At 70.3% G+C, this 21,773-nt stretch carries 2 protein-coding genes; both read left to right on the top strand.

Annotated features, from left to right (window positions below):
• Positions 1-140 precede the first annotated feature (140 nt).
• Complete coding sequence (locus EZ216_RS18855) at positions 141-20,081, top strand: leukotoxin LktA family filamentous adhesin (RefSeq protein ID WP_135251345.1); 19,941 nt, start codon at positions 141-143, stop codon at positions 20,079-20,081.
• On the top strand, positions 20,081-21,769 hold the full coding sequence (locus tag EZ216_RS18850; RefSeq protein ID WP_135251344.1) for a ShlB/FhaC/HecB family hemolysin secretion/activation protein: 1,689 nt from the start codon (positions 20,081-20,083) through the stop codon (positions 21,767-21,769). The genes EZ216_RS18855 and EZ216_RS18850 overlap by 1 nt, the downstream gene beginning before the upstream one ends.
• Positions 21,770-21,773: the final 4 nt, after the last annotated feature.

Here is a 21,773-nt window from a genome sequence, read left to right as displayed (position 1 = left end):
ATCCGGGTGAAGGAAATCGCGCGTCCGCAGTGAGTGAAACCTTTCGAAGGATTTGCAAATAGTAACAAGGACCGCACAATCACGTCCGCCGTGCTGCGCTGTGCCGCCCGGTCACACAGAGCAAGCGAAGGGACGCTGTCATGGTTCAAAACACCAAGGTGCACGTCGGTGCGCGGTTCCGATGGGACGGCAGCCTCGGCTTCTTCCTGGGCACCATGGTGTCGTTCTCCATGGCCGGCCCGGCGTTCGCGCAGGCCATCCTGCCGGACGGCCGCACGGCCACCAGCGTCAGCACGGCCGGCGCCGTCACCGATGTGCGCACCGGCACGATCAACGGCGCCAACGCCTTCAACTCGTTCAGCCGCTTCAACGTGCCGGCGGCGACGATCGCCAACCTGCACGTGCCCACGGGCGCGGCCAACCTGATCAACCTGGTCCGCGACGAGCGTTCGAACATCGACGGCGTGCTCAACGCGGTGAAGGACGGCCGCATCGGCGGCAACGTCTGGTTCGCCAACCCGTACGGCATGTTCATCGGCGCGTCCGGCGTGGTGAACGTCGGCACCCTGAACGTCAGCACCCCGACGCAGCAGTTCGTCAACAACTTCTTCCTGTCGCCCGGCATGCCCGACCCGGCCGCCGTGGGCGCGCTGCTGTCCGGCACCGCCCCGCGCAACCCGGACGGCACCATCGTCGTCAATGGCCGCATCAACGCCATCGACGGCGTGAACCTCTCGGCCGGCATGGTGAACGTGGGCGGGGTGGTGTTCGCGGGCGCCCGCTTCGTGGGCAACGCCCCCGACTTCAGCGACGTGGTGAACGCCAACGGCCTGAACTCGGCCACCAACGTGATTGCCGAGGGCGGCCGCATCCGCATCGTCGCCGACGCCGACGTGACCGTGGCCGGCACTCTCGCCACGCCCGGAGCGGCCGGCGTGAAGGCCGGGGAGGTGGAGATCCGGGCGGGCCGCGACGTCGACCTGCAGGCCGGCGCGCGCATCGTGGCGGCCGGCGCGGGCGCCGCGTCCGGCGGCGGCAAGGTCACGGTGCTGGCCGAGCGCAACGCGATCAACCGCGAGGGGTCGCTGCTGGACGCGAGCGCCGGCACGTCCGGCGCGGGCGGCTTCGTGGAGTTCAGCGCCAAGGACACGGTCGAGCTCGCGGGCGGCGCGCTGCGCGCCGACGGCACCGGCGGCGGCGCCGGCGGCGCGGTCTACGTGGACCCGGCCACCATCAACGTCAGCCAGAACCTGCTGCGCGGCGACGCCGGCTATGCCAACGGGTCGGGCATCACGGTGACCGGCGCGGACATCGTGCTGGAAGCCACTTCCAGCATCAACGTGGCGGCGGGCAAGGTGATCTCCAGCCGCGCCGTGGCCACGCCCACCGACGTCAACTCGCACCTGACGGGCAATTCGACGGGCAACTCCGGCAAGATCACGCTGAAGGCGCCGTCCATCACGCTGGCCGCCGACAGCGCGGTGCTGGCCAACGCGACCGGCGCCTTCACCGCCGGCGACGTCACCTTCACGGCCGACCTGCACGCCAGCTCGAACCTGATGGGCATCCGCGATGCCACCACCAGCATCCAGATCGGCGACACCAATGGCGGCGCCACGGTGCGCGGCGCCAACGTGTCGATGGTGGCCAACACCTCCGTCGACACCAAGTACTACTACAACGGCGACGCGCCGGTCGAGAGCAACGTCAACCTGGCCGTGACCAGCCTCGACGCCACCGCCCTGGGCGGCCAGGCGGCCGCGTTCGGGCTGAGCCTGCTGGGCATCAACGTCGTCCACTCGCAGTCCACCGGCATCTCCAGCGTCACCGTCGGCGGCACCGCGGCCAAGCGGAGCGTGATCGAGGGCACCGGCTCGGTCACCCTCAAGGCCACCAACAGCGTCTCGTCCGGCATCACCACGGCCGTGCCGCCCACGCCGGGCGCGCAGGTCGCCACGCCGCTGGGCGTGGGCGCGCTGTACGCCACGACGAAGGCCGACGCCCGGGTGGACGTGCAGCAGTACGCCACCATCAAGGGCGGCGACCTCACGGTGCAGGCCCACAACGACGCGTCCATCGACGGCAAGATCAGCGCCGGCGCCGTCAACAGCCAGTCCAACCAGCTGTCCATCGCCTTCGGCTACACGTCCGCCGACGTCGACGCCAACGCCACCATCGCGCAGGGCGCGCAGATCAAGTCCACCGGCACCGTCACGGTCGCTGCCAGCAACTTCACGTCGCTGAAGAACGAGGTGGAGTCCGTCACCGGCCCGAACGGCAAGGCCTCCGCCGCCGTCGCCTGGTCGGACCACAACACCAGCGCCAACGCCAGGCTGCTGGCCGACGTCGCCGACGCGAAGAACGTCAACGTGCTGGCCGTCGACCATGTCACCGAGGACAGGACGGCCGCGTCGGCCTCGGCCGGCACCGGCGCCTTCGCGATGGTGCAGAACGCCATCAAGCAGGAGACGGTGCAGGGCCTGGAGGACTTCTTCTGGAAGCGCTTCGGCCTTTCCACGCAGAAGATCGACCAGAAGGTCGCGCCCACCCCCGCGCCCTTCCGCATCAGCGGCGCGATCTCGTACGTGGACAGCGTGCACGGCGCGGTGGCGCTCATCGGCGACGGCGTGAAGATCCACGCCAGCGACACCGGCAACACCGGCACCGTGCTGGTGGCCGCCCGCACCATCGGCGAGAAGACGGTCATCTCCGCCGACACGGCCACCTCGTCGCCCTCGATCAAGGCCGCGGCCACGCCGGCTTCCGGCAGCCCCTCGCGCATCAACGCCGCGCTCGGCCTGGCCATCGGCAACTACTCGTTCACCTCCAGCGCCACCGTGGGCCGCAACGCGGACATCACCGCGGACAAGATCGGCGTCAGCTCCGACGTGAAGCTGCCCATCCGCCCGAGCATCCTGTTCGGCAACGCGGAATGGAACTTCGACCGCTGGGACGGCCTGAGCACGCTCAGCGAGGCGATGAACACCATCAACTTCCTGGACGTGATGAATGGGAAGTCGTCGGCCAAGGTGGCGGGCAGCTCGGACGAAACCTCGATGGGCTTCTCCGGCTCGGCCAACATCATCAGCTTCCAGCACACGGCGCAGGCCGAGGTGCAGGACGGCGCCAGGCTCAACGTGCGCGACGGCTCCACCGGCGGCGCCACGCGCAGCTTCACCACCCGCCCGGCCGACGCCGACACCTACGACCCCACCGGCACCATCCTGCTGTTCCGCGGCCGGCCGGCCGACACGCAGGCCTGGGCGCTGGACGCGCCGGTGTCTGTCACGGCCAACGTGGACACCACGCTGCTGTTCCAGGCCGGGGCGCCCCAGCTGGCCATCGGCAGCAGCAACAAGGCGATCGGCTTCTCGCTCAGCCAGATCGACGTGGCCAGCGTCGCCGAGGCGGTGGTGCGTGAGAACGTCGCCATCCGCGGCATCGCGGAGACGGCGGGCGCCGCCGACGCGGACGGCGTGCGCGCCTTCACCGTCACGGCCACCGACAAGCTGGTGGACGACGTGCGCGTCAGGGCCAACACGTCCGACAAGGTCTTCTCCTTCGGTGCCAGCGCCGGCAAGGCATCCGACGGCGGCAACCCGATCGCGGTGAACGGCATCGTCACGCTCATTGGCGTGAACAACCGCACCGTGGCCTCGCTCGACAACGAGGCCAGCGTCACGGCGCGCAAGCTGGCGGTCGACGCCGGCGACAACACGGTGGCCTGGTCCATCGCGGGCGCGGTGAACCTGTCGTCCTCCACCGCCGTGGGCATCGGCCTGGGCATCAACGACGTCACCACCGACACCCGCGCCGAGATCGCGGACAACGACACCTACTCGCTCACGGGCAGCGCGCGCGCCAGCGCGGGCAGCTACACGGGCAGCGTGAAGGCGAGGGATATCGACGTCGAGGCGCGCACCGGCGGCCGCGTGGAAGCCATCGGCATCGCCGGCTCCGTCTCCAACTCGGCCGCACCCGGTCCGGGCCCCGGCTTCTTCGACAAGGCCTCCGCGGCGTACCAGACCGCGATGACGGACCTGACCAACAACATCCTGGGCGTGTCGCCGGCGCAGCCGACCCGCTCGCGCTCCAGCGCCACGGCCACCAAGCCGCCGGCCCCCACGCCGCCGACCTTCGGCCTGTCGGGCGCGGGCAGCGCCGCGGTCAACATGACCGACATGAAGACCACCGCGCGCATCGACTCGGCGTCGGTGGACCAGTCGGGGACTTCGTCCACCACGCCCAGCCTGCTGGTGCGCGCCGTGTCCGACGCGGACATCACCACGGCCGCGGGCTCCGGCGCGCTCACGCGCGCCAACAACCCGAGCCAGACCCGTGCGGTCGGCGTGGCGGGCGCGGTGGCGGTCAACATGATCGGCAACGGCACCGAGGCCTACATCAAGGGCTCGACCGTGACCGGCGCGCGGGACGTGGACGTCCAGGCCCTCACCGGCGGCGAGCAGCTGTCGCTGGGCATCGGCGCGGCCGTGGTGCTGACGCCGGACAACAACCCGATCCCCTCGTACGCGGTGGCCGGCTCGGTGTCCATCACGCTGTCGCCGGTCGACGGCGACGGCAACACCAAGAACTACGCCAAGGCGCGCATCGAGGACTCCAGCGTCACCGGCGACGGCAACGCCGCCGCCGACCTGGACGTCACCGCCTACAGCCGCAAGTTCATCGGCACCGGCGGCGGCTCGCTGGCGTTCGGCGGCAAGAGCGGCGTGGGCGCGGCCGTCAGCTATGCCGACCTGCGCTCGGACACCGAGGCCAAGATCACCGGCTCGACGGTCAAGCAATTCCAGACGGTCACCGTCGAGGCCTACAACGCCAGCGAGATCGGCGCGGGCGGCGGCAGCGCCACCGTGTCGGAGCGCCAGGACGGCACGCAGCTGGGCGGCGCGTTCGTCATCACGCAGGTGCAGAACCGCACCACGGCCGAGATCAGCGGCAATTCGTCCGTCACGGCCGCCGGCCGCATCGACGTGATCGCCAAGGAATCCGGCGCGATCACGACCTACGAGAACATCATCGACGAGTCCGGCGAGCGCGCCAACGTGGCCAAGGGCCTGGACTACTGCGGCCGCCAGGCGGGCGTCGGCGCCGCGGGCAGCGGCAGCTGCATCACGTCGGTCGCGGGCGTGGTGCAGGTCAGCACCGGCGGCGGCTCGTCCAACGTCGGCATCTCCTACGTCCAGAACCTGATCGGCAACACCGTGACGGCCAGGGTCGAGAACGCCAAGCTGGACGCCACGGGCGCCAGCAGCGTGGTGAACATCGAGGCCGGCTCGGCCACCCACATCCTGGGCCTGGCGCTCGGCGCGGGCAGCTCGGAGAAGTTCTCCGGCGCCGGCTCGGTGGTCGTCAGCCAGACCCAGAACGCGGTGAAGGCCGAGGTCTCGGCGCCGGCCGCCAACGCCTCCTACCGCTCGATCACGGGCAAGACCATCACCATCAAGGCCTCCGACTCGTCCACCATCGATTCGGTGGCCGGCCAGGTGGTCAACAGCAACGACCAGACCGCCATCGGCGCGGCGATCTCGTACAACGACATCGACAACGACGTGTACGCCACCGCGAGCGGCGTCGCGCTGAACGCGCAGACCGGCATCACGGTCGAGGCGGCGCAGGCCAACTCGGCGATCCGCAACCTGTCGGTGGCCGGCGCGCTGGCCGGCGGGCAGGCCGCGGTCACGGCGTCGATCTCGGTCAACCAGATCACCAACGACACCGAAGCGAAGCTGGACGGCGTCACCACCACCGACGGCAACGGCGGCACCAACATCGTCAAGGTGTGGGCGCACGACGACTCCAGCATCGAGTCGCTCGCCGGCAACGTGGCGGTGGGCAAGAAGGGTGGCGCCGGCGCCGCGTTCGCCTACAACTCGATCGACAACGAGACGCTGGCCCACGTGGCCGATTCGTCGCTCACCGAAGCCTCGCAGATCGACGTGCTGGCGACGCAGAACGCGGGCATCAAGTCGCTGTCGGCCGCCATCGGGGGCAGCGGCAGCGGCAACGCCTTCGCCGGCTCGATCTCGACCAACTTCATCAGCAACGACACCACCGCCGAGCTGATGACCACCGGCATCACCGGCTCCACCGCCGATGTCACGGTCAAGGGCAGCGACACGTCGACCATCTCGTCCGCCTCGGGCGGCGCGGCGGTGGCTTTCGGCAGCGCCGGCGTGGGCATAGCGGCCTCGATCAACCGCATCGCCAACACGGCCGACGCGCACGTGTCCGGCGCGGCGGACGCCAGCGTCAGGAGCCTGGTGGTCGACGCGAAGTCCGACGCCACCATCGACACCGTGGCCGTGGCGCTGGGCGCCGCCGCCTCGCTGGGCGTGGGCGGCTCCAACGCGACCAACCTGATGGACAACTCGACGCGCGCCTACATCGCCAACGGCGCGCGCGTGATGGCCGACAACAACGTCGGCGTGTTCGCCTTCAACGACGACAAGGCCAAGGTCATCGCCGGCGCCGCGGGCGCCAGCCCCGGCGCGGCCGGCGCGGGCGTCTCCGTCGTGGTGAACATGATGGACGGCACCACCGATGCCCACATCGACGGCGGCAGCACCCAGGTGGACGCCAAGGGCCTGGGCGCCGCGATGACCGGCGTGCGCACGGGCGACCTGGTGACGCCGGTGAACGTCAACGCCGTGCTCGCGCCGACGTACACGCACGCCGACCTGACCGAGACCACGCAGTCGGTGCGCGGCATCGCCGTGACGGCCACCTCGCACCAGTCGGCCGTCACCAACGCGGCCACGCTGGGCCTGGGCAGTTCCGCCGGCATCGCGCTGACGCCGGTGGTCAACGTGCTGGGCGGCACCACCAAGTCGTACATCCAGGACGCCAAGGTCAACAGCCGGCTGACGACGTTCAGCGTGCCCGACCTGTTCGTCAACGCGTCCAGCCACACCTACGCCGGCGCGTTCGTCATCGGCGCGGCGGGCAGCACGGGCGTCGGCGCCGCCGGCGCGGCGGCGACCAACCTGATGGAACGCAAGACGTACGCGTACCTCACCAACGCCACCACGGGCGTGCTGGCCGCCAAGTCCGTGCAGGCCGGCAGCGTGACCGACACGCAGCAGCGGGCGGTGAACGACCCGGAGGCCACCGACGGGGCCAACCCGGTCTACGACATCACCACCACCAACACCTTCGACAAGACCCTGATGCCCACGCTGGGCGCGGTGAAGGTGGGCGCTAAGGCGTCGCAGTCCGCCGCCAACGTGGTGGCCGGCTTCGCGGCCGGCTCCGGCGGCATCGCCGGCACCGGCGTGGTGAACCGCTTCAGCGCGGACACCCAGGCGCACGTGGACGGCGGCGCCGTGTCCGCGGCCAGCCTCGGCGTGAACGCGCTCACCACCAGCGGCTACAACGCCGTCGCGGGCGCGGGCGCCATCGGCGCCTCGGCGGGCGGCGCGGCCAGCTTCGTGGTCGGCATCGCCAGCAACAGCACCAAGGCCTGGGTGGGCGATCCCTCCGCCACCAGCAACACCACCGCGCTGCGCCTGGCCGGCGGCGACCTCACCATCAACGCGGCGACCAACAGCGCGATGAACAGCCTGGTGGTCAGCGGCGCCGTGGGCGGCGGCGCCGGCATCGCCGGCATGGCCGACGTCACCCTGCTGAACAACACCACGGTGGCGGGCATGTACCGGACCACCGCGGGCGACACCGCGCCGGCGGCGTCGACGGACAGCTCGACGTCCAGCAGCGCCACCAACAGCTCGGGCGGCACCACCACCACCAAGACCGTCACGCGCGACCGCACCGGCAGCGGGAAGGTCGGCCAGGCCATGGGCGCGATCAGCATCAGCGCCGCCGAGAACGTCGACATCGACGCCAAGGCGGGCGCGGGCGGCGGCGGCGGCGCGGCCGGCGTCGGCGCGGGCGCCAACGTCGTGATCGTCAAGAGCCAGGTCACGGGCGAGATGAAGAACAGCACCGTGACCACGCCGGGCACGGTGACGGTGGCCGCGGGCACGATCAAGGACGTCGACATGGTCACGGCCACCGCGGGCGCGGGCGGCACCGTCGGCATCGGCGGATCCGCCGCGGTCCTGCTGATCGGCGACGGCACGGCGGCCGGCGCGTCGGCCGAGACCGACAAGAACGGCAGCGGCACGCTGTCGTCCGTCAGCAGCTATTCCAACTCGACGCCCACGGTGGGCGGCAGCACCGGGCTGACCACCGCCGAGCAGGCGCGGCTGGCGAGCACGAGGTACAACACCTCGTCGGCCGTCGGCAGCGGCGCCGCCGACGCCGTCACGGCCAACATCGAGTCGTCGTCGGTCACGGCCGGCTCGGTGGCGATCAACGCGTCCGGCCAGGTGAGCACGACCAGCACCGTGGGCGCGGGCGCGGCGGGCACGGTGGGCGTGGGCGGCGCGGTGGGCTACACCCGCATCTACGACAACATCATCGCGAAGTCCACCGCATCGACGCTCAACGCGGCCAACGTCGCGGTGGGCGCGCTGATGCGCGACAACGGCACCGATTCGGCGGCCAAGGTCAAGGCCTACGTGGGCGCGGCCGGCCTGGTCGGCGTGGGCGCCGGCGTGGCCGACGCCATCGTCCGCAACACGGTCAGCGCCTCGCTGGGCGGCACCGTGACCGGCGGCACCGGCACCAGCAACACGGTCCTGGTGTCGGCGCAGGACACCAGCAGCGTCGCCACCGAAGGCGTCGGCGCCGCGGTAGGCGCCGGCGCGGTCGGCGTGGTCGCCTCCATCGCCGACAAGGAAAGCCAGGTGACGGCCGAGACCCTCGCCGGCGCTAACGTCACGCAGTACAAGACCATCGGCCTCACCGCGTCCGAGAGCGGGGCGGTGACCAGCTCGGCCATCGCGGCCGCGGGCGGTATCGTCGCCGGCACCGGTGCGGGCTCGACGGCCCGCGACCAGGGCAACGTCACGGCCACCGCGCGCGGCACGCTCGCCGCCGGCGAGGCGGTGAACGTCACCGCGCTCGCCACCCCGGACGTCAGCGCCACCGCGTGGGGCGTGGCGGTCGGCGGCTTCAGCGTCGGCGCCTCCATCGCGCTGGCCGAAGCCAGGCCCACGGTCACCGCCTCGGTCGCCGACTCGGCCGCGATCAACGGCGCCGGCGCGCTGGCGGTGAGCGCCGGCGTCATGACGCCGACCACGGGCAACTCGGCGGATGCCGACACCATCGCCGGCTCCGGCGGCACGCTGCTGGGCGCCAACGCCACCCTGTCGCAGGCCATCAGCGGCGCCACGGTGCGCGCTTCGGTGGGCAACAGCGTCACGCTGCCCGCCGGCGACGTGAGCGTCGCGGCGATCAACAACACGCGCCAGAAGGCCACCAGCACCGGCGTGGCCGCGGGCTACGTCGCCATGGGCGCCAACGTGGCGGAAGCCAAGTCGTCCGGCATCACCGAGGCCTGGATGGGCACCGGCGTGGTCACCACGCAGGGCCGCGCGGGCTCGGTCAGCATCATCGCCAGCGGCAAGGACGAGAAGACCGCCGAGGCCACCTCGGGCGCGGGCGGCATGTTCGCCGGCAACGCCGCGACGGCCACGACCGACGACACCTCCAGCACCAAGGCCTGGATCGCCGGCAACGCGACCCGCACCACGATCTACGGCGACGACTTCATCGTCAACGCCAGCCACAACGACACGTCCAGCCGCCTCGCCACCTCGGTGAACGCCTCGGTGGCTGGCGCCAGCGGCGCGGTGGCGCTGCACACCGGCAACTCCACGGTCGAGGCCAGCCTCGGCTCCACGCTGACGCTGAACGCCGCCGGCGTGGTGGAAGTGGAAGCCTCCAACACGTTCAAGGAAGACCGCTCAGGCGATTCGGCCACCGGCGCCGCCGGCGGCGTGCTCAGCGGCGCGGCCGTTCTCAGCCGCACCACGCTCACCGGCAACACCGACGCCAGGTTCGCCAACGACGTCACCGTCAATTCCGGCACCGACCCGGTGAACAACACCGGCGGCATCGTCGCCACCGCGTCCACCTGGGCGACCGCCAGCGACCAGGTGTCGCTGGCCACCGGCGGCGCCATCGCCGGCGCGGGCACCGAATCCACCTACCGGGCCACGTTCAACAACAACGTCACCTTCGGCACCAACAACCAGCTCAAGTCGCAGGGCAACATCGGCGCCGGCACCTGGACGGTCGGCAGCGTGGACACCGCGGCCCAGGTCAACACCTGGGGCCTGGCTTCGGTGGGCAGCGCCAACGCCACGACCGACATCACCAACAACCAGAAGGTGACGATCGGCGGCGGCACCGGCGCCGTGATGGAAGCGTTCGGCAACGTGAACATCACCGCGGGCAAGGACCCGCTGGGCTCGTACGACACGGCCATGACCGGCAGTTCCAACGCGCAGGGCTACGTGCGCGGGCTGGTGGCGGTGCCGGACGCCAATGCGCTGACCCGCCTGGCGGGCAACGCGGAAGTGCAGGTGGACGACGGCGCCCATCTGCGCAGCGGCCAGAACATCACGGTGGGCGCGTACAACGGGCAGCCCATGGGCACGTCCACGGCCGAGGGCCGCGGCTACCAGCTGTACTTCATCCCGGTGACCGCCGGCGACAGCACCGTCACGACGCCCAGCACTTCCAAGGTGACCTTCAACGGCGACGCGACGGCGGGCGTCTACCACACGCTGGACATCGCCATCAACGGCAACTCGCTGACCTACAACAACGGCGCGGCGCCGTTCATCTTCGCCTACAACCCGGTCTTCGACCCGCAGCAGTTCGTCGCCGACAACTACAGCGGCACGCAGGCGCAGCTGCTGGCCAGCGGCGTGAGCACCGGCACCGTGGGCGCGTTCGAGCTGGGCACGCTGTACGCCGCGGGCGGCACGGCCACCATCAACGCCGACACCCTGGCGGGCAACGGCACGTTCACCTCGTACGGCTCGCCCACCATCTCGGTGAAGAACAACAGCGGCAACTACCTGCTGCTGAACTCGGTCTACATCCCCAACCAGCCGGGCGGCAAGGTCATCTTCACGGGCCAGGCGGGCCGCGCCCAGGCGGATGCCGCCGGGCTGCACATCGACGAGAGGCCCGGCACCGGCACCTCCAAGATCGACATCGACAACGCCTACAACGGCAAGGTCGGGGACGGCAACTACGGCCCCGCGCTGTTCCTGGGCGGCGCGATCGAGAACCTCGGCGGCGCGGTGCTGGTCAACAACAACTCCGGCTCGCTGGGCCAGAACTCGACCATCTACGGCCAGCAGGTCAACGTCACCATCCCGAACGGGGTGGCGGTGATCACGAACCCGGGCACCCACTACGCCGGCGGCAACCCGTACTCCGAGTGGTCCAGCTACATGCTGTGGCCGGGCGGCAACCCGGCAACGGTCGTGCCCGACGCCACCGAGGCGGTGGTCTACGCGATCAACGCCATCTACAACGCGAACGGCCAGTTCACGACCACCGACGCGCTGACGTCCGAGCTGATCGGCAGCGCCGGCCAGAACCGCAACTACAGCTGGGTGTGGTTCGGCAACTGCGCGGCCTTCGCCAAGGGCGACTGCAGCGGCGGCACGGCCGACCGCCTGAGCCCCGCGGGCTACCACCACGACATCAGCGGCAGCGGCGGCTCGTTCGCCAAGGTGCCGGTGCGCACGCTGAGCAGGACCGGCAGCTTCGCCAACGCCAGCCTGGCGGGCAGCGCCAACAGCAGCCAGATCTACGGCGGCAAGGTCAGCATCGTGGCCAACACGATCGACGTGAACGGCAAGATCTCCGCGGGCCGCCCGACGCAGTGGTCGCTGAACCTGGGGGCCAACCTCACCGACCCGCTGATCTGGGGTGACGTGCCGGTCGGCTACACGTACGACTGGTCGAGCGGTCTCTTCCCGAAGCTGGTGCCGGTGGTCGAGCACCGCATCGTCGGCGGCGGCACGCTGGCCTACTACAAGTACCTGTACGACTCCGGCCAGACCACCAACCCGGTGTTCGACATCCCGGGCGGCGTGGGCGGCATCACGCGCGGCGGCGATTCGTACATCAACGCCACGTACAACGCGGTCACCAACGAGATCTCGCTGGGCGAAGTGCGCGCGTCGTCCGGCGGTGGCTACGTGGGCCTGAACGGCAAGATCATCAGCACCAACACGCTGGGCAACATCCACGTGAACGGCGGCCTGGGCGACGTGCAGGTGGTGAACAACACCGGCCTGGCGCTGAACCTGAACAAGATCAACACCGGCAACACCGCGGTGCCCTCGGCGCTGGTGAGCGAGGTGGAGATCGTCGACAAGAACCGCGCCTCGGGCAGCAACCACTGGGTGTACACGTACAGCCCGGGCGCGGGGATGAACGTCTTCCAGGGCAGCGAGTTCTCGACCAAGGACCAGCTGAAGGCGGGCAGCGCGGTGTCGTCGTCGCAGAACGCCTCGACCACGTTCAACCCGGTGGCGGGCCTGCGCTGGGAATGGAAGCTCAACGCCACGCTCAGCCGGCCGTTCGACACCACGAACTGGACCTACGGCAACTGGACGTTCAGCAGCGGCACGCAGAACAACCCGTGGCGCTACGTCAACCAGTCCGGCGGCAACGCCACCAGCACGCCGCAGGGCTACCTGCTGTCCGGCCAGGACAACTCGGTCGACTTCCGCCAGAGCATCACGGCCACGCAGAACTGGGGCGCGTCGCTCAACGTGCACTACCACGGCTGCGACGGCTCCAGCTGCAACTACGGCTTCAACCCGAACGCGACCGGATACACCAACAGCTACCAGCACGGCGAAGCGCACGCCTGGTGGCAATACCGCTACGTCACGGGCGCGTCGCTGACGCTGACGCAGTCGGTCAAGGCCAGCAACCCGTTCGGCATCGACTTCTCGGGCAACTCGCGCGGCTCGGTGGCGGTGACGTCGAACGCGCCGGTGGTGGTGAACAACGCGCTGGTCAACCCCAACGGCACGACCACCATCAGCTCCAGCGGCGGCAGCATCACCGAATCGGCCACCGGCTCGGTGCTGACCAACAGCCTCAACCTGAGCGCGAAGAACGGCATCGGCAGCACCGACCGCGCGTTCACGGCCACGCTGACCGGCGGCGACCTCAGCGCCACCGCCGGCTCCGACGGCGTGTACCTGCGTCTGAACAGCGGCGCGGCGCTGAACACCATCCGTTCGCAGACCGGCGCCAGCTACGGCGACGTGGTGATCCAGGCCGACAACGCCCTCACGGCCGTCGCGGGCAGCGCCGCCAACGTCGAAGGCCGCAACATCACCCTGTCCAGCGAACTGGGCGGCATCGGCAGCGAAACCGCGCCCGTGCGGCTGTCGGCGCACTACGCCACGCAGCCCAACGGCCTGGTGAGCGGCGGCGTCGTCAACGTCAGCGCGCAGAACGACATCGGCCTGACGCAGCTGGGCGGCGACCTGCTGATCGGCAGCATCGCGTCCACCGCCGGCGGCAACCTGTACGTCAACGTGCCCAACGGCACGATCTACGGCGCCGCGGGCCAGACGGCCGCGCAGGCGCTGTCGGACACCCAGGTGCGCAACATCTGGCAGAACCTGAAGCTCACGGCGGCGTACGGCGCCGAGACCAACGCCGTCGACGCGCAGAACCACTCGAGCGCCGCGTCGGTCACGCGCTTCGAGTCGCAGGTGAATGTGCAGTACGAGCAGTACTGGCGCCTGCTGGGCAAGGGCACGGTCGACGCCCAGGGCCAATACACCCTGGCCACCGCCAACCTGGACCTGTACCGCGCGCTCGCCGCCGCGGCCACCGGCGTGGCCAGCCCGACGGATGCCCAGGTGCAGGCCTACGCGGCCGGCCTGTACGCGAGCGCTACCGGCTCGCTGCAGAGCCTGCTGGGGTCCGGCTGGAAGGCGGCGATGGGCAGCTCGTACAGCTCGACTTTCGCTTTCCACGCCAGCCTGGACCAGATCAACGACCTGACGAAGAACGCCGTCTGGACCGAGCCGCAGCTCAACGCCTCCATCAACGGCAGCGCGCTGCAGCCCGGCACGCCGGTGGGCATCGGCAACCCCAACCTCACGGGACGCGACATCAAGCTGAACACCTCCGGCGCCATCGGCAAGCTGGCGGCGCCGGTGACGATCAAGCTGACCGACCTGCAAAGCGGCAACCTGACGCCCGAGCAGTCGGCGGCGCTGGCCCTGGCCAACGTGCCCGGCTCGGTGGTGGCGGTGGACGCCGCGGGCAACCCGGTGGCCAGCGGCACGCAGCCGTACGCCTTCCAGATCCAGCAGACCGCGCCGGTCTTCGTCAACGCGACGGGCAAGTTCACCGCCACCGCCGGCGGCCTGACGTACGTCCAGAGCACGGCGCAGAACATCACGCTGGACAAGATCACCGCGGGCGGCGCGGTCAGCGTGACGGCCCCGCAGAGCATCCTGAGCGCCGGCACGTCGGCGGTGAACATCCAGACGCCCGGCGACGTCACGCTGCTGGCCGGCACCGGCAGCATCGGCGACATCAACGGCCTGCCGCTGGTGGTCCAGGCCAACCGCCTGGTGTCCGCCTCGGCCGGCCAGGACGCCTATGTCCGCGGCACCGGCGCCAACTTCACCTTCGGCCGCGTGGCGGCAGGCGGCACGGCCTGGCTGGACGCGCCGGCGGGCAACCTGGTTTCCTACCTGGACGGCGTGGTGGTGGATGCGAAGAACGTCCGCCTGGATGCCGGCGGCAACGTGGGCTCCCCGGGGCGCTACGTGAAAGTGGACGTCGATGCCGACGGCCTGCTGTCCGGCACGGCCGGCGGCGCGGCGTACATCGATTCGCCGGATTCGTCGCTGCAGGTGGGGACCTACGCGGCCAACGGCGGGCTGAACCTCACCGCCACCGGCGGTGACCTGACGGCGCAGCAGCTGCGTTCTTCCAACGGCATCGTCAGCGCTTCCGCCGCGGGCAGCGCCACCATCGCGGCGGTGAACGGCGGCATCTCCACCGCCAGCAGCGGCAACGTGTCGCTCACCGCGGTGGACGACCTGTCGGTCGGCGACGTCACCACCACGGGCAGCAGCGTCACGCTGCTGGCCGGCGGCACGGCCAAGGTCACGGGCAACGTGCACACCGACAGCGGCGCCATCGGCGTGACCGGGGCCACGGTGGACATCGCCACCGGCGGCCAGCTGGACAGCACCAGCGGCGCCATCGCCGCCACCGCCAACAGCGGCAACCTGTACGTCAACCGCGTCGCCAGCGGCAAGACCAACGGCCAGGCCATCACCCTGACGGCCACCACCGGCCGCATCGTCGAATCCGACTCGGACGCCGCGGCGGACATCGTCGCCAACGGCACCGGCGCGCTGGTCACGCTGACCGCGCGCGACGGCATCGGCGATGCCACGCGCACGGGCGCCAACACCATCGACACGGCGACGCCGAACGCGCTGGAGATGCAGGTGGCCGGGCTCTCGGCCACCAGCTCGCAGGGCGCCATTCGCCTGAGCGAAGCCGATGGCCTGATCCTCGGCAACGTCGTGGCCGGCGGCGCGCTGCAGCTGACGGTGGGCGGCGCGCTCACCGGCACGCTGGCGCAGAGTACCGGCGGCTCGGTCGCGATCAGCGCCAACTCGGTCGACCTCACCACGGTGCAGGCCGCCACGACGGCGGGGATCACTTCGACGGCGGGTTCGCTGCAGGTGGGCTCGGCCACGTCGGCCGGCAACCTGACGTTGCAGGGGCAGGCCGGCATCACGGCGGGGACGCTCACCACCACCGGAACGGGCACGATCGATGCGACGGCGGTGACCGGCAGCCTGGTGGCCACGACCGTGGACTCGAACGCCGCGGTCAGCCTCACGGCGAGCGCGGGCGCGGGCGACATCAAGGTGGACACGGTCGAAGGGCAGAACGCGGTGACGCTGACGGCGGGCCGCTCGATCGGCGGCCGCACCGCGGCGCGCTACGTCCGCGTGGAAAGCCTGGGCGGCGGCGTGACGCTGGATGCGCAAGGCGGCGACGTCATGGGCACCACGACCACCGCATTCAACAACGCGCAGGTCACGGCCAGCAACAACGTGGACCTGACGACGACGCAGGCCAGCAACGGTACGCTGACGGTGACGGCCACCAACGGTGCGATCACGCTCGACTCGGCCAACGCCGAAACGCAGATGACGCTGGACGCGAAGACGGCGTTGACGGCGCGCAGCCTGACGACCGACTCGGCGACGAGCGGCCTGTCGGCCACGACACGCACCGGCGACCTGACGGCCACCACGGTGGACTCGGCAGGTTCCGCTTCGCTGACCGCGACGGCGGGCAACATCAAGGTGGACATAGTTGAAGGCCAGAACGCGGTGACGCTGACGGCCGGCCAATCCATCGGCGGCCGCGCGGCGTCGCGCTATTCCAGCATCGAGAGCCTGGGCGGCAATGTGACGCTGGATGCGCAAGGCGGTGACGTCATGGGCACCACGACCACCGCGTTCAACAGCGCGCAGGTCACGGCCGGCAACAACGTGGACCTGACGACGACGCAAGCCAGCAACGGCACGCTGACGGTGACGGCCACGAATGGCTCGATCACGCTCGACTCGGCCAACGCCGAAACGCAGATGACGCTGGACGCGAAGACGGCGTTGACGGCACGCCTGCTGACAACCGACTCGGCCACGAGCGGCTTGTCGGCGACGGCGCGCACGGGTGACCTGACAGCCACCACGGTGGACTCCGCTGGCTCCGCTTCGCTGACCGCGACGGCGGGCAACATCAAGGTGGACACGGTTGAAGGCCAGAACGCGGTGACGCTGACGGCCGGCCAGTCCATCGGTGGCCGTACGGCGTCGCGCTATGCCAGCATCGAGAGCCTGGGTGGCAATGTGACGCTGGATGCGCAAGGCGGCGACGTCATGGGCACCACGACCACCGCCTTCAACAACGCGCAGGTCACGGCCGGCAACAACGTGGACCTGACGACGACGCAAGCCAGCAACGGCACGCTGACGGTGACGGCCACGAACGGCTCGATCACCATCGACTCGGCCAATGCCGAAACGCAGATGACGCTGGACGCGAAGACGGCACTGACGGCTCGCCTGCTGACGACCGACTCGGTGACGAGCGGCCTGTCGGCGACGGCGCGCACGGGTGATCTGACAGCCACCACGGTGGACTCCGCCGGCTCCGCTTCGCTGACCGCGACGGCGGGCAACATCAAGGTGGACATGGTTGAAGGCCAGAACGCGGTGACGCTGACGGCCGGCCAATCCATCGGCGGCCGCGCGGCGTCGCGCTATTCCAGCATCGAGAGCCTGGGTGGCAATGTGACGCTGAGCGCGCAAGGCGGCGACGTCATGGGCACCACGACCACCGCCTTCAACAGCGCGCAGGTCACGGCCAGCAACAACGTGGACCTGACGACGACGCAAGCCAGCAATGGCACGCTGACCGTGACGGCCACCAACGGTGCGATCACGCTCGACTCGGCCAATGCCGAGACGCAGATGACGCTGGACGCGAAGACGGCACTGACGGCTCGCCTGCTGACGACCGACTCGGTGACGAGCGGCCTGTCGGCGACGGCGCGCACCGGCGACCTGACAGCCACCACGGTGGACTCCGCCGGCTCCGCTTCGCTGACCGCGACGGCGGGCAACATCAAGGTGGACACGGTTGAAGGCCAGAACGCGGTGACGCTGACGGCCGGCCAGTCCATCGGCGGTCGCGCGGCGTCGCGCTACTCCAGCATCGAAAGCCTGGGTGGCAATGTGACGCTGGAAGCGCAAGGCGGTGACGTCATGGGCACCACGACCACGGCGTTAAACAATGCGCAGGTCACGGCCAGCAACAACGTGGACTTGACCATGACGCAAGCCAGCAACGGAACGCTGACGGTGACGGCCACGAATGGCTCGATCACGCTCGACTCGGCCAATGCCGAGACGCAGATGACGCTGGACGCGAAGACGGCGCTGACGGCGAACAGCCTGACGACCGACTCGGCCACGAGCGGCCTGTCGGCCATGGCGCGCACGGGCGACCTGACGGCCACCACGGTGGACTCGTCGGGCTCGGTCACGCTGACGGCGACCGCGGCCAACATCAAGGTGGATACGGTCGAAGGGCAGAACGCCGTTTCGCTGACGGCGGGCCAGTCGATCGGCGGCCGCGCCGGCGCGCGCTACGTCCGGGTGGAAAGCCTGGGCGGCAACGTGACGATGGACGCGCAGAACGGCGACATCACCGGCGACGCGACCACCGCGCTCAACAACGCGCAGCTGACCGGCCACAACAATGTGGACCTGGCCACCACGACGGCCAAGGATGGTTCGCTGACGGTGCGGGCGCAGACCGGCACGATCACCATCGGTTCGGCCAACGCCGAGACGCTGATGTCCCTGACCGGCCAGACGGGCATCACGGCGACGAACCTCGGCACCGACAGCGGCGGCATCGTGGCCACGGCCAGCACCGGCGACCTGACCGCCACCACGAGCACCTCGGCTGCGGCGGCGACGTTCACCGCGACGACGGGCAGCGTGAAGGTGGACGTGCTGCAAGGCCAGGACGACGTGACCGTGACCGCGGGCCAGTCGATCGGTGGCACGCCGGGCGCGCGCTACACGCGCATCGAAAGCCTGGGTGGCAATGTGTACCTGAACGCGCAGAACGGCAACGTGACGGGCGACACCACCACCGCTTCCGGCAGTGCGCAGGTCACCGCCCGCAACAACGCGGACCTGGCGACGACGACGGCGAGCAACGGTTCGCTGACCGTGAACGCGCAGACCGGCACGATCACCATCGGAACGGCCAACGCGGAAACGGCGATGAACCTGACGGGCCAGTCCGGCATCACCGCGGGCGCGCTGACCACCGACACCGGCAGCATCGCGGCCACCGCCACCACCGGCGACCTGACCGCGACGACGACCGATTCCGCCAACGCGGTGACGCTGACGGCCGGCACGGGCAACGTGAAGGTGGGCACGGTCGAGGGCCGGAACGCGGTGACGATCACCGCGGCGCAGTCCATCGGCGGCACGCCGGGCACGGCCTACGGCCGCGTGGAAAGCCTGGGCGGCAACGCCGTGCTGTCGGCCACCGCCGGCAACATCGACGGCACGCTGACGCGCGCCAACGGTGCCATCGCGCTGTCCGTCGGCAACGACCTCAACGGCGGGACGGTGATCGCGACGTTGGGCCCGGTGAACGCCGTGGCCGGCGCCAACGTCAACCTGGGCCAGACCCAGTCGGCCGGCGACATCACGCTGTTCGCCACGCGCGGCGCGATCAACGTCAACGAGGTGATCTCGTCGGCGGGCAGCGCGCGCCTGACGGCCAACCGGGACATCAACGCCAACCTGGTGGCCGCGGCAGAAGGCGACGCGGTCCTCGACTCGACCAACGGCAACATCCACGCCAGGCACCTGGTCGGCGGCGGCCTGCTGCTGTACGCACGCGATGCCATCGTGGGCGACAACTTCGAGGTGGGGCGCCGGCTGGTGCTGGTGAGCGACAGCGTGGATGCGTCCGTGCAGCACACGCGCAGCTCGCCGGCGCTGATCACGACGCTGATCGGCCGCTACAACCCGGTGATGAGCAACGTGAAGCTCACCATCAACAGCCCGCTGGGCGTGACGTTCGACAACCTGCAGGCGGTGCAGGGGGCGCTCACCATCCCGACCGGCACGCTGGAAGTCCAGAATGGCTACATCGTCAAGCGCATGACCATCGACAACCCGCTGACGCACATGCTGGTGGACAACACCACGCCGGGCCCGGACAAGACGTTCGACCTGCAGCTGTTCAGCCGCCCGGGCACGTTCTACCTGTACCTGGACCGCGACAGCTTCGTCACCCGCGGCGCGGACATCATCCACCGCTCGGCGTTCCTGCTGTCCGACCACAGCCACACCGTGCACAGCGAGAGCACCGGGCTGGATTCCAGCGTGGCCGAAACCTCGGTGGAGGAGCAGACCCGCACGGTGCGCCTGGTGCAGCCGCCCATGCTGCCGCCCATCCAGGTGGAGCGCGGCGTGGTGCAGTTCACCGGCGTGCCGGTGCAGATGCCCGAATTCGAGCCCGTGCAGCTGCCCGCACCGGGCGCGCCGCAACGGCGTGACGGCGACGACCAGGCGGGCGAGTGATGAAGAGACGAATCGACAAGGCCGGACGCCGATCCGGCCGGATGGGTCCGCGCCCATCCCTCGCCCTGTCGCTGCTGCTGTTCTCGGCCGCGGCGGCGGCGCAAGTCGTGGTGCCGCCGTCCGCCGATCCCGGCGTGCTGCAGCAGCGCGAGATCGAGCGCGAGCAGCGCCAGCGGCTGGAAGAGCAGCAACGCCAGCGCATCGAGCAGCCCGTGGCGCCCGTCGCGCCGCCGGCGCCGGTGGCGCCGGGCGCGGACGCGGTGCAGTTCGAGGTGAAGGACATCGTTTTCGAGCCGCGCTCGGAGATCCTGAAGCCGGAAGAACTCGAAGCGCTGACCCGCGGCTTCAAGGGCCGCACGGTGCGCCTGTCCGAGCTGCGCGAGCTGGTCAACCGCATCAACGAGCTGTACCGCAGCAAGGGCGTGGTCACGGCCAGCGCCAGCCTGCCGCCGCAGGACGTCACCGGCGGCGTGGTGCACATCCGCCTGGTGGAAGGCCGCGTGGGCGCGATCCTGATCCAGGGCAACGAGTCCACCAACGGGAATTACATCACCGACCGGCTGTCGCTCAAGCCGCCGATGCTGGTGGACCTGCCGACGCTGGAGGAAGACCTGGTGCGCTTCAACCGCACCAACGACGCCCAGCTGCGCGCCGACCTGCGGCCGGGTTCACAGGTGGGGCAGACCGACATCGGCCTGACGGTGCAGGAGCCCAAGCGCAACGACCTGCGCGTGTTCGCCGACAACAACGGCTCGCAGCTCACCGGCGAGGGCCGCCTGGGCGTCAGCTACGTGCGCCGCAGCCTCACGGGCCGCCGCGACGACCTGTTCCTCTCGACGGTGCACTCCCGCGGCCATCAAGGCAACTACCTCACGTACACGCTTCCGGTGAGCGTGCGCGGCACGCGCCTGACGGCCGGGTACTTCGAGGACCGCACGAAGATCGTCAGCGGCCCGATCGCGCCGCTGGACGTCACCGGCACCGCCAAGGCCATGTCGCTGCAACTGCGCCACCCGCTGGTGGTCAGCAGCAGCTTCCAGCTGGATGGCCTGGTGGGCGTCAAGCGCCGCCGCACGGCCAACTTCATGACCGGCCTGCCGCTGACGGCGGCGGACCTGTGGACGAAGACGCTGGGGCTGGAGCTGCAGCGGCTGGACACGTCGGGCTACTGGACCGGCACCGTGGAAGCCGCCACCGGCGTCAATCGCATCGAGGGCGCCTCGCCGCGGCATTTCAGCCTGTTGCGCGGCACGGCGCGGCGCACGCAGAACATGGGCAACGACGTCACGCTGGTGGGCGCGCTCACCTGGCAGTACGCGCCGGTGAAGCTGCTGCCTTCCAGCGAGCAGCTGGTGATCGGCGGCGAAGGCAGCGTGCGCGGTTATTCGCCCGGCCTGTTCGCCGGCGACAAGGGCTTCGTGATCAACCTGGAAGCGCACAAGGCGTTCCCGATGCAGGGCAACTGGCAGTCCACCGGCTTCGTCTTCTTCGACCGGGGCGAGGTGCAGCCGTTCCGCCCGCCGCTGAACACCGACGGCGCCGACGTGCTGACCACCATCGGCTTGGGCATGACCCTCACCCACCCGAAGTTCTCGGCTCGGGCGACGATGGGCTTCCCGATCAACCGGCAGCCCACCGAGCCGCGCGACTACCGCCTCAACGCGCAGCTGACCTGGTTCCTGCTCTGACCCG

Source organism: Ramlibacter humi, assembly GCF_004681975.1.
Lineage (GTDB): Bacteria > Pseudomonadota > Gammaproteobacteria > Burkholderiales > Burkholderiaceae_C > Ramlibacter > Ramlibacter humi.
The sequence above is the reverse complement of the archived record's forward strand: the minus strand, read 5'-3'. Positions and strand labels throughout refer to the sequence as shown.

Coding starts and splice junctions, on each gene's coding strand:
- EZ216_RS18850 (WP_135251344.1), top strand. CDS start 20,081: ATGAAGAGACGAATCGACAAGGCCGGACGCCGATCCGGCCGGATGGGT.
- EZ216_RS18855 (WP_135251345.1), top strand. CDS start 141: ATGGTTCAAAACACCAAGGTGCACGTCGGTGCGCGGTTCCGATGGGAC.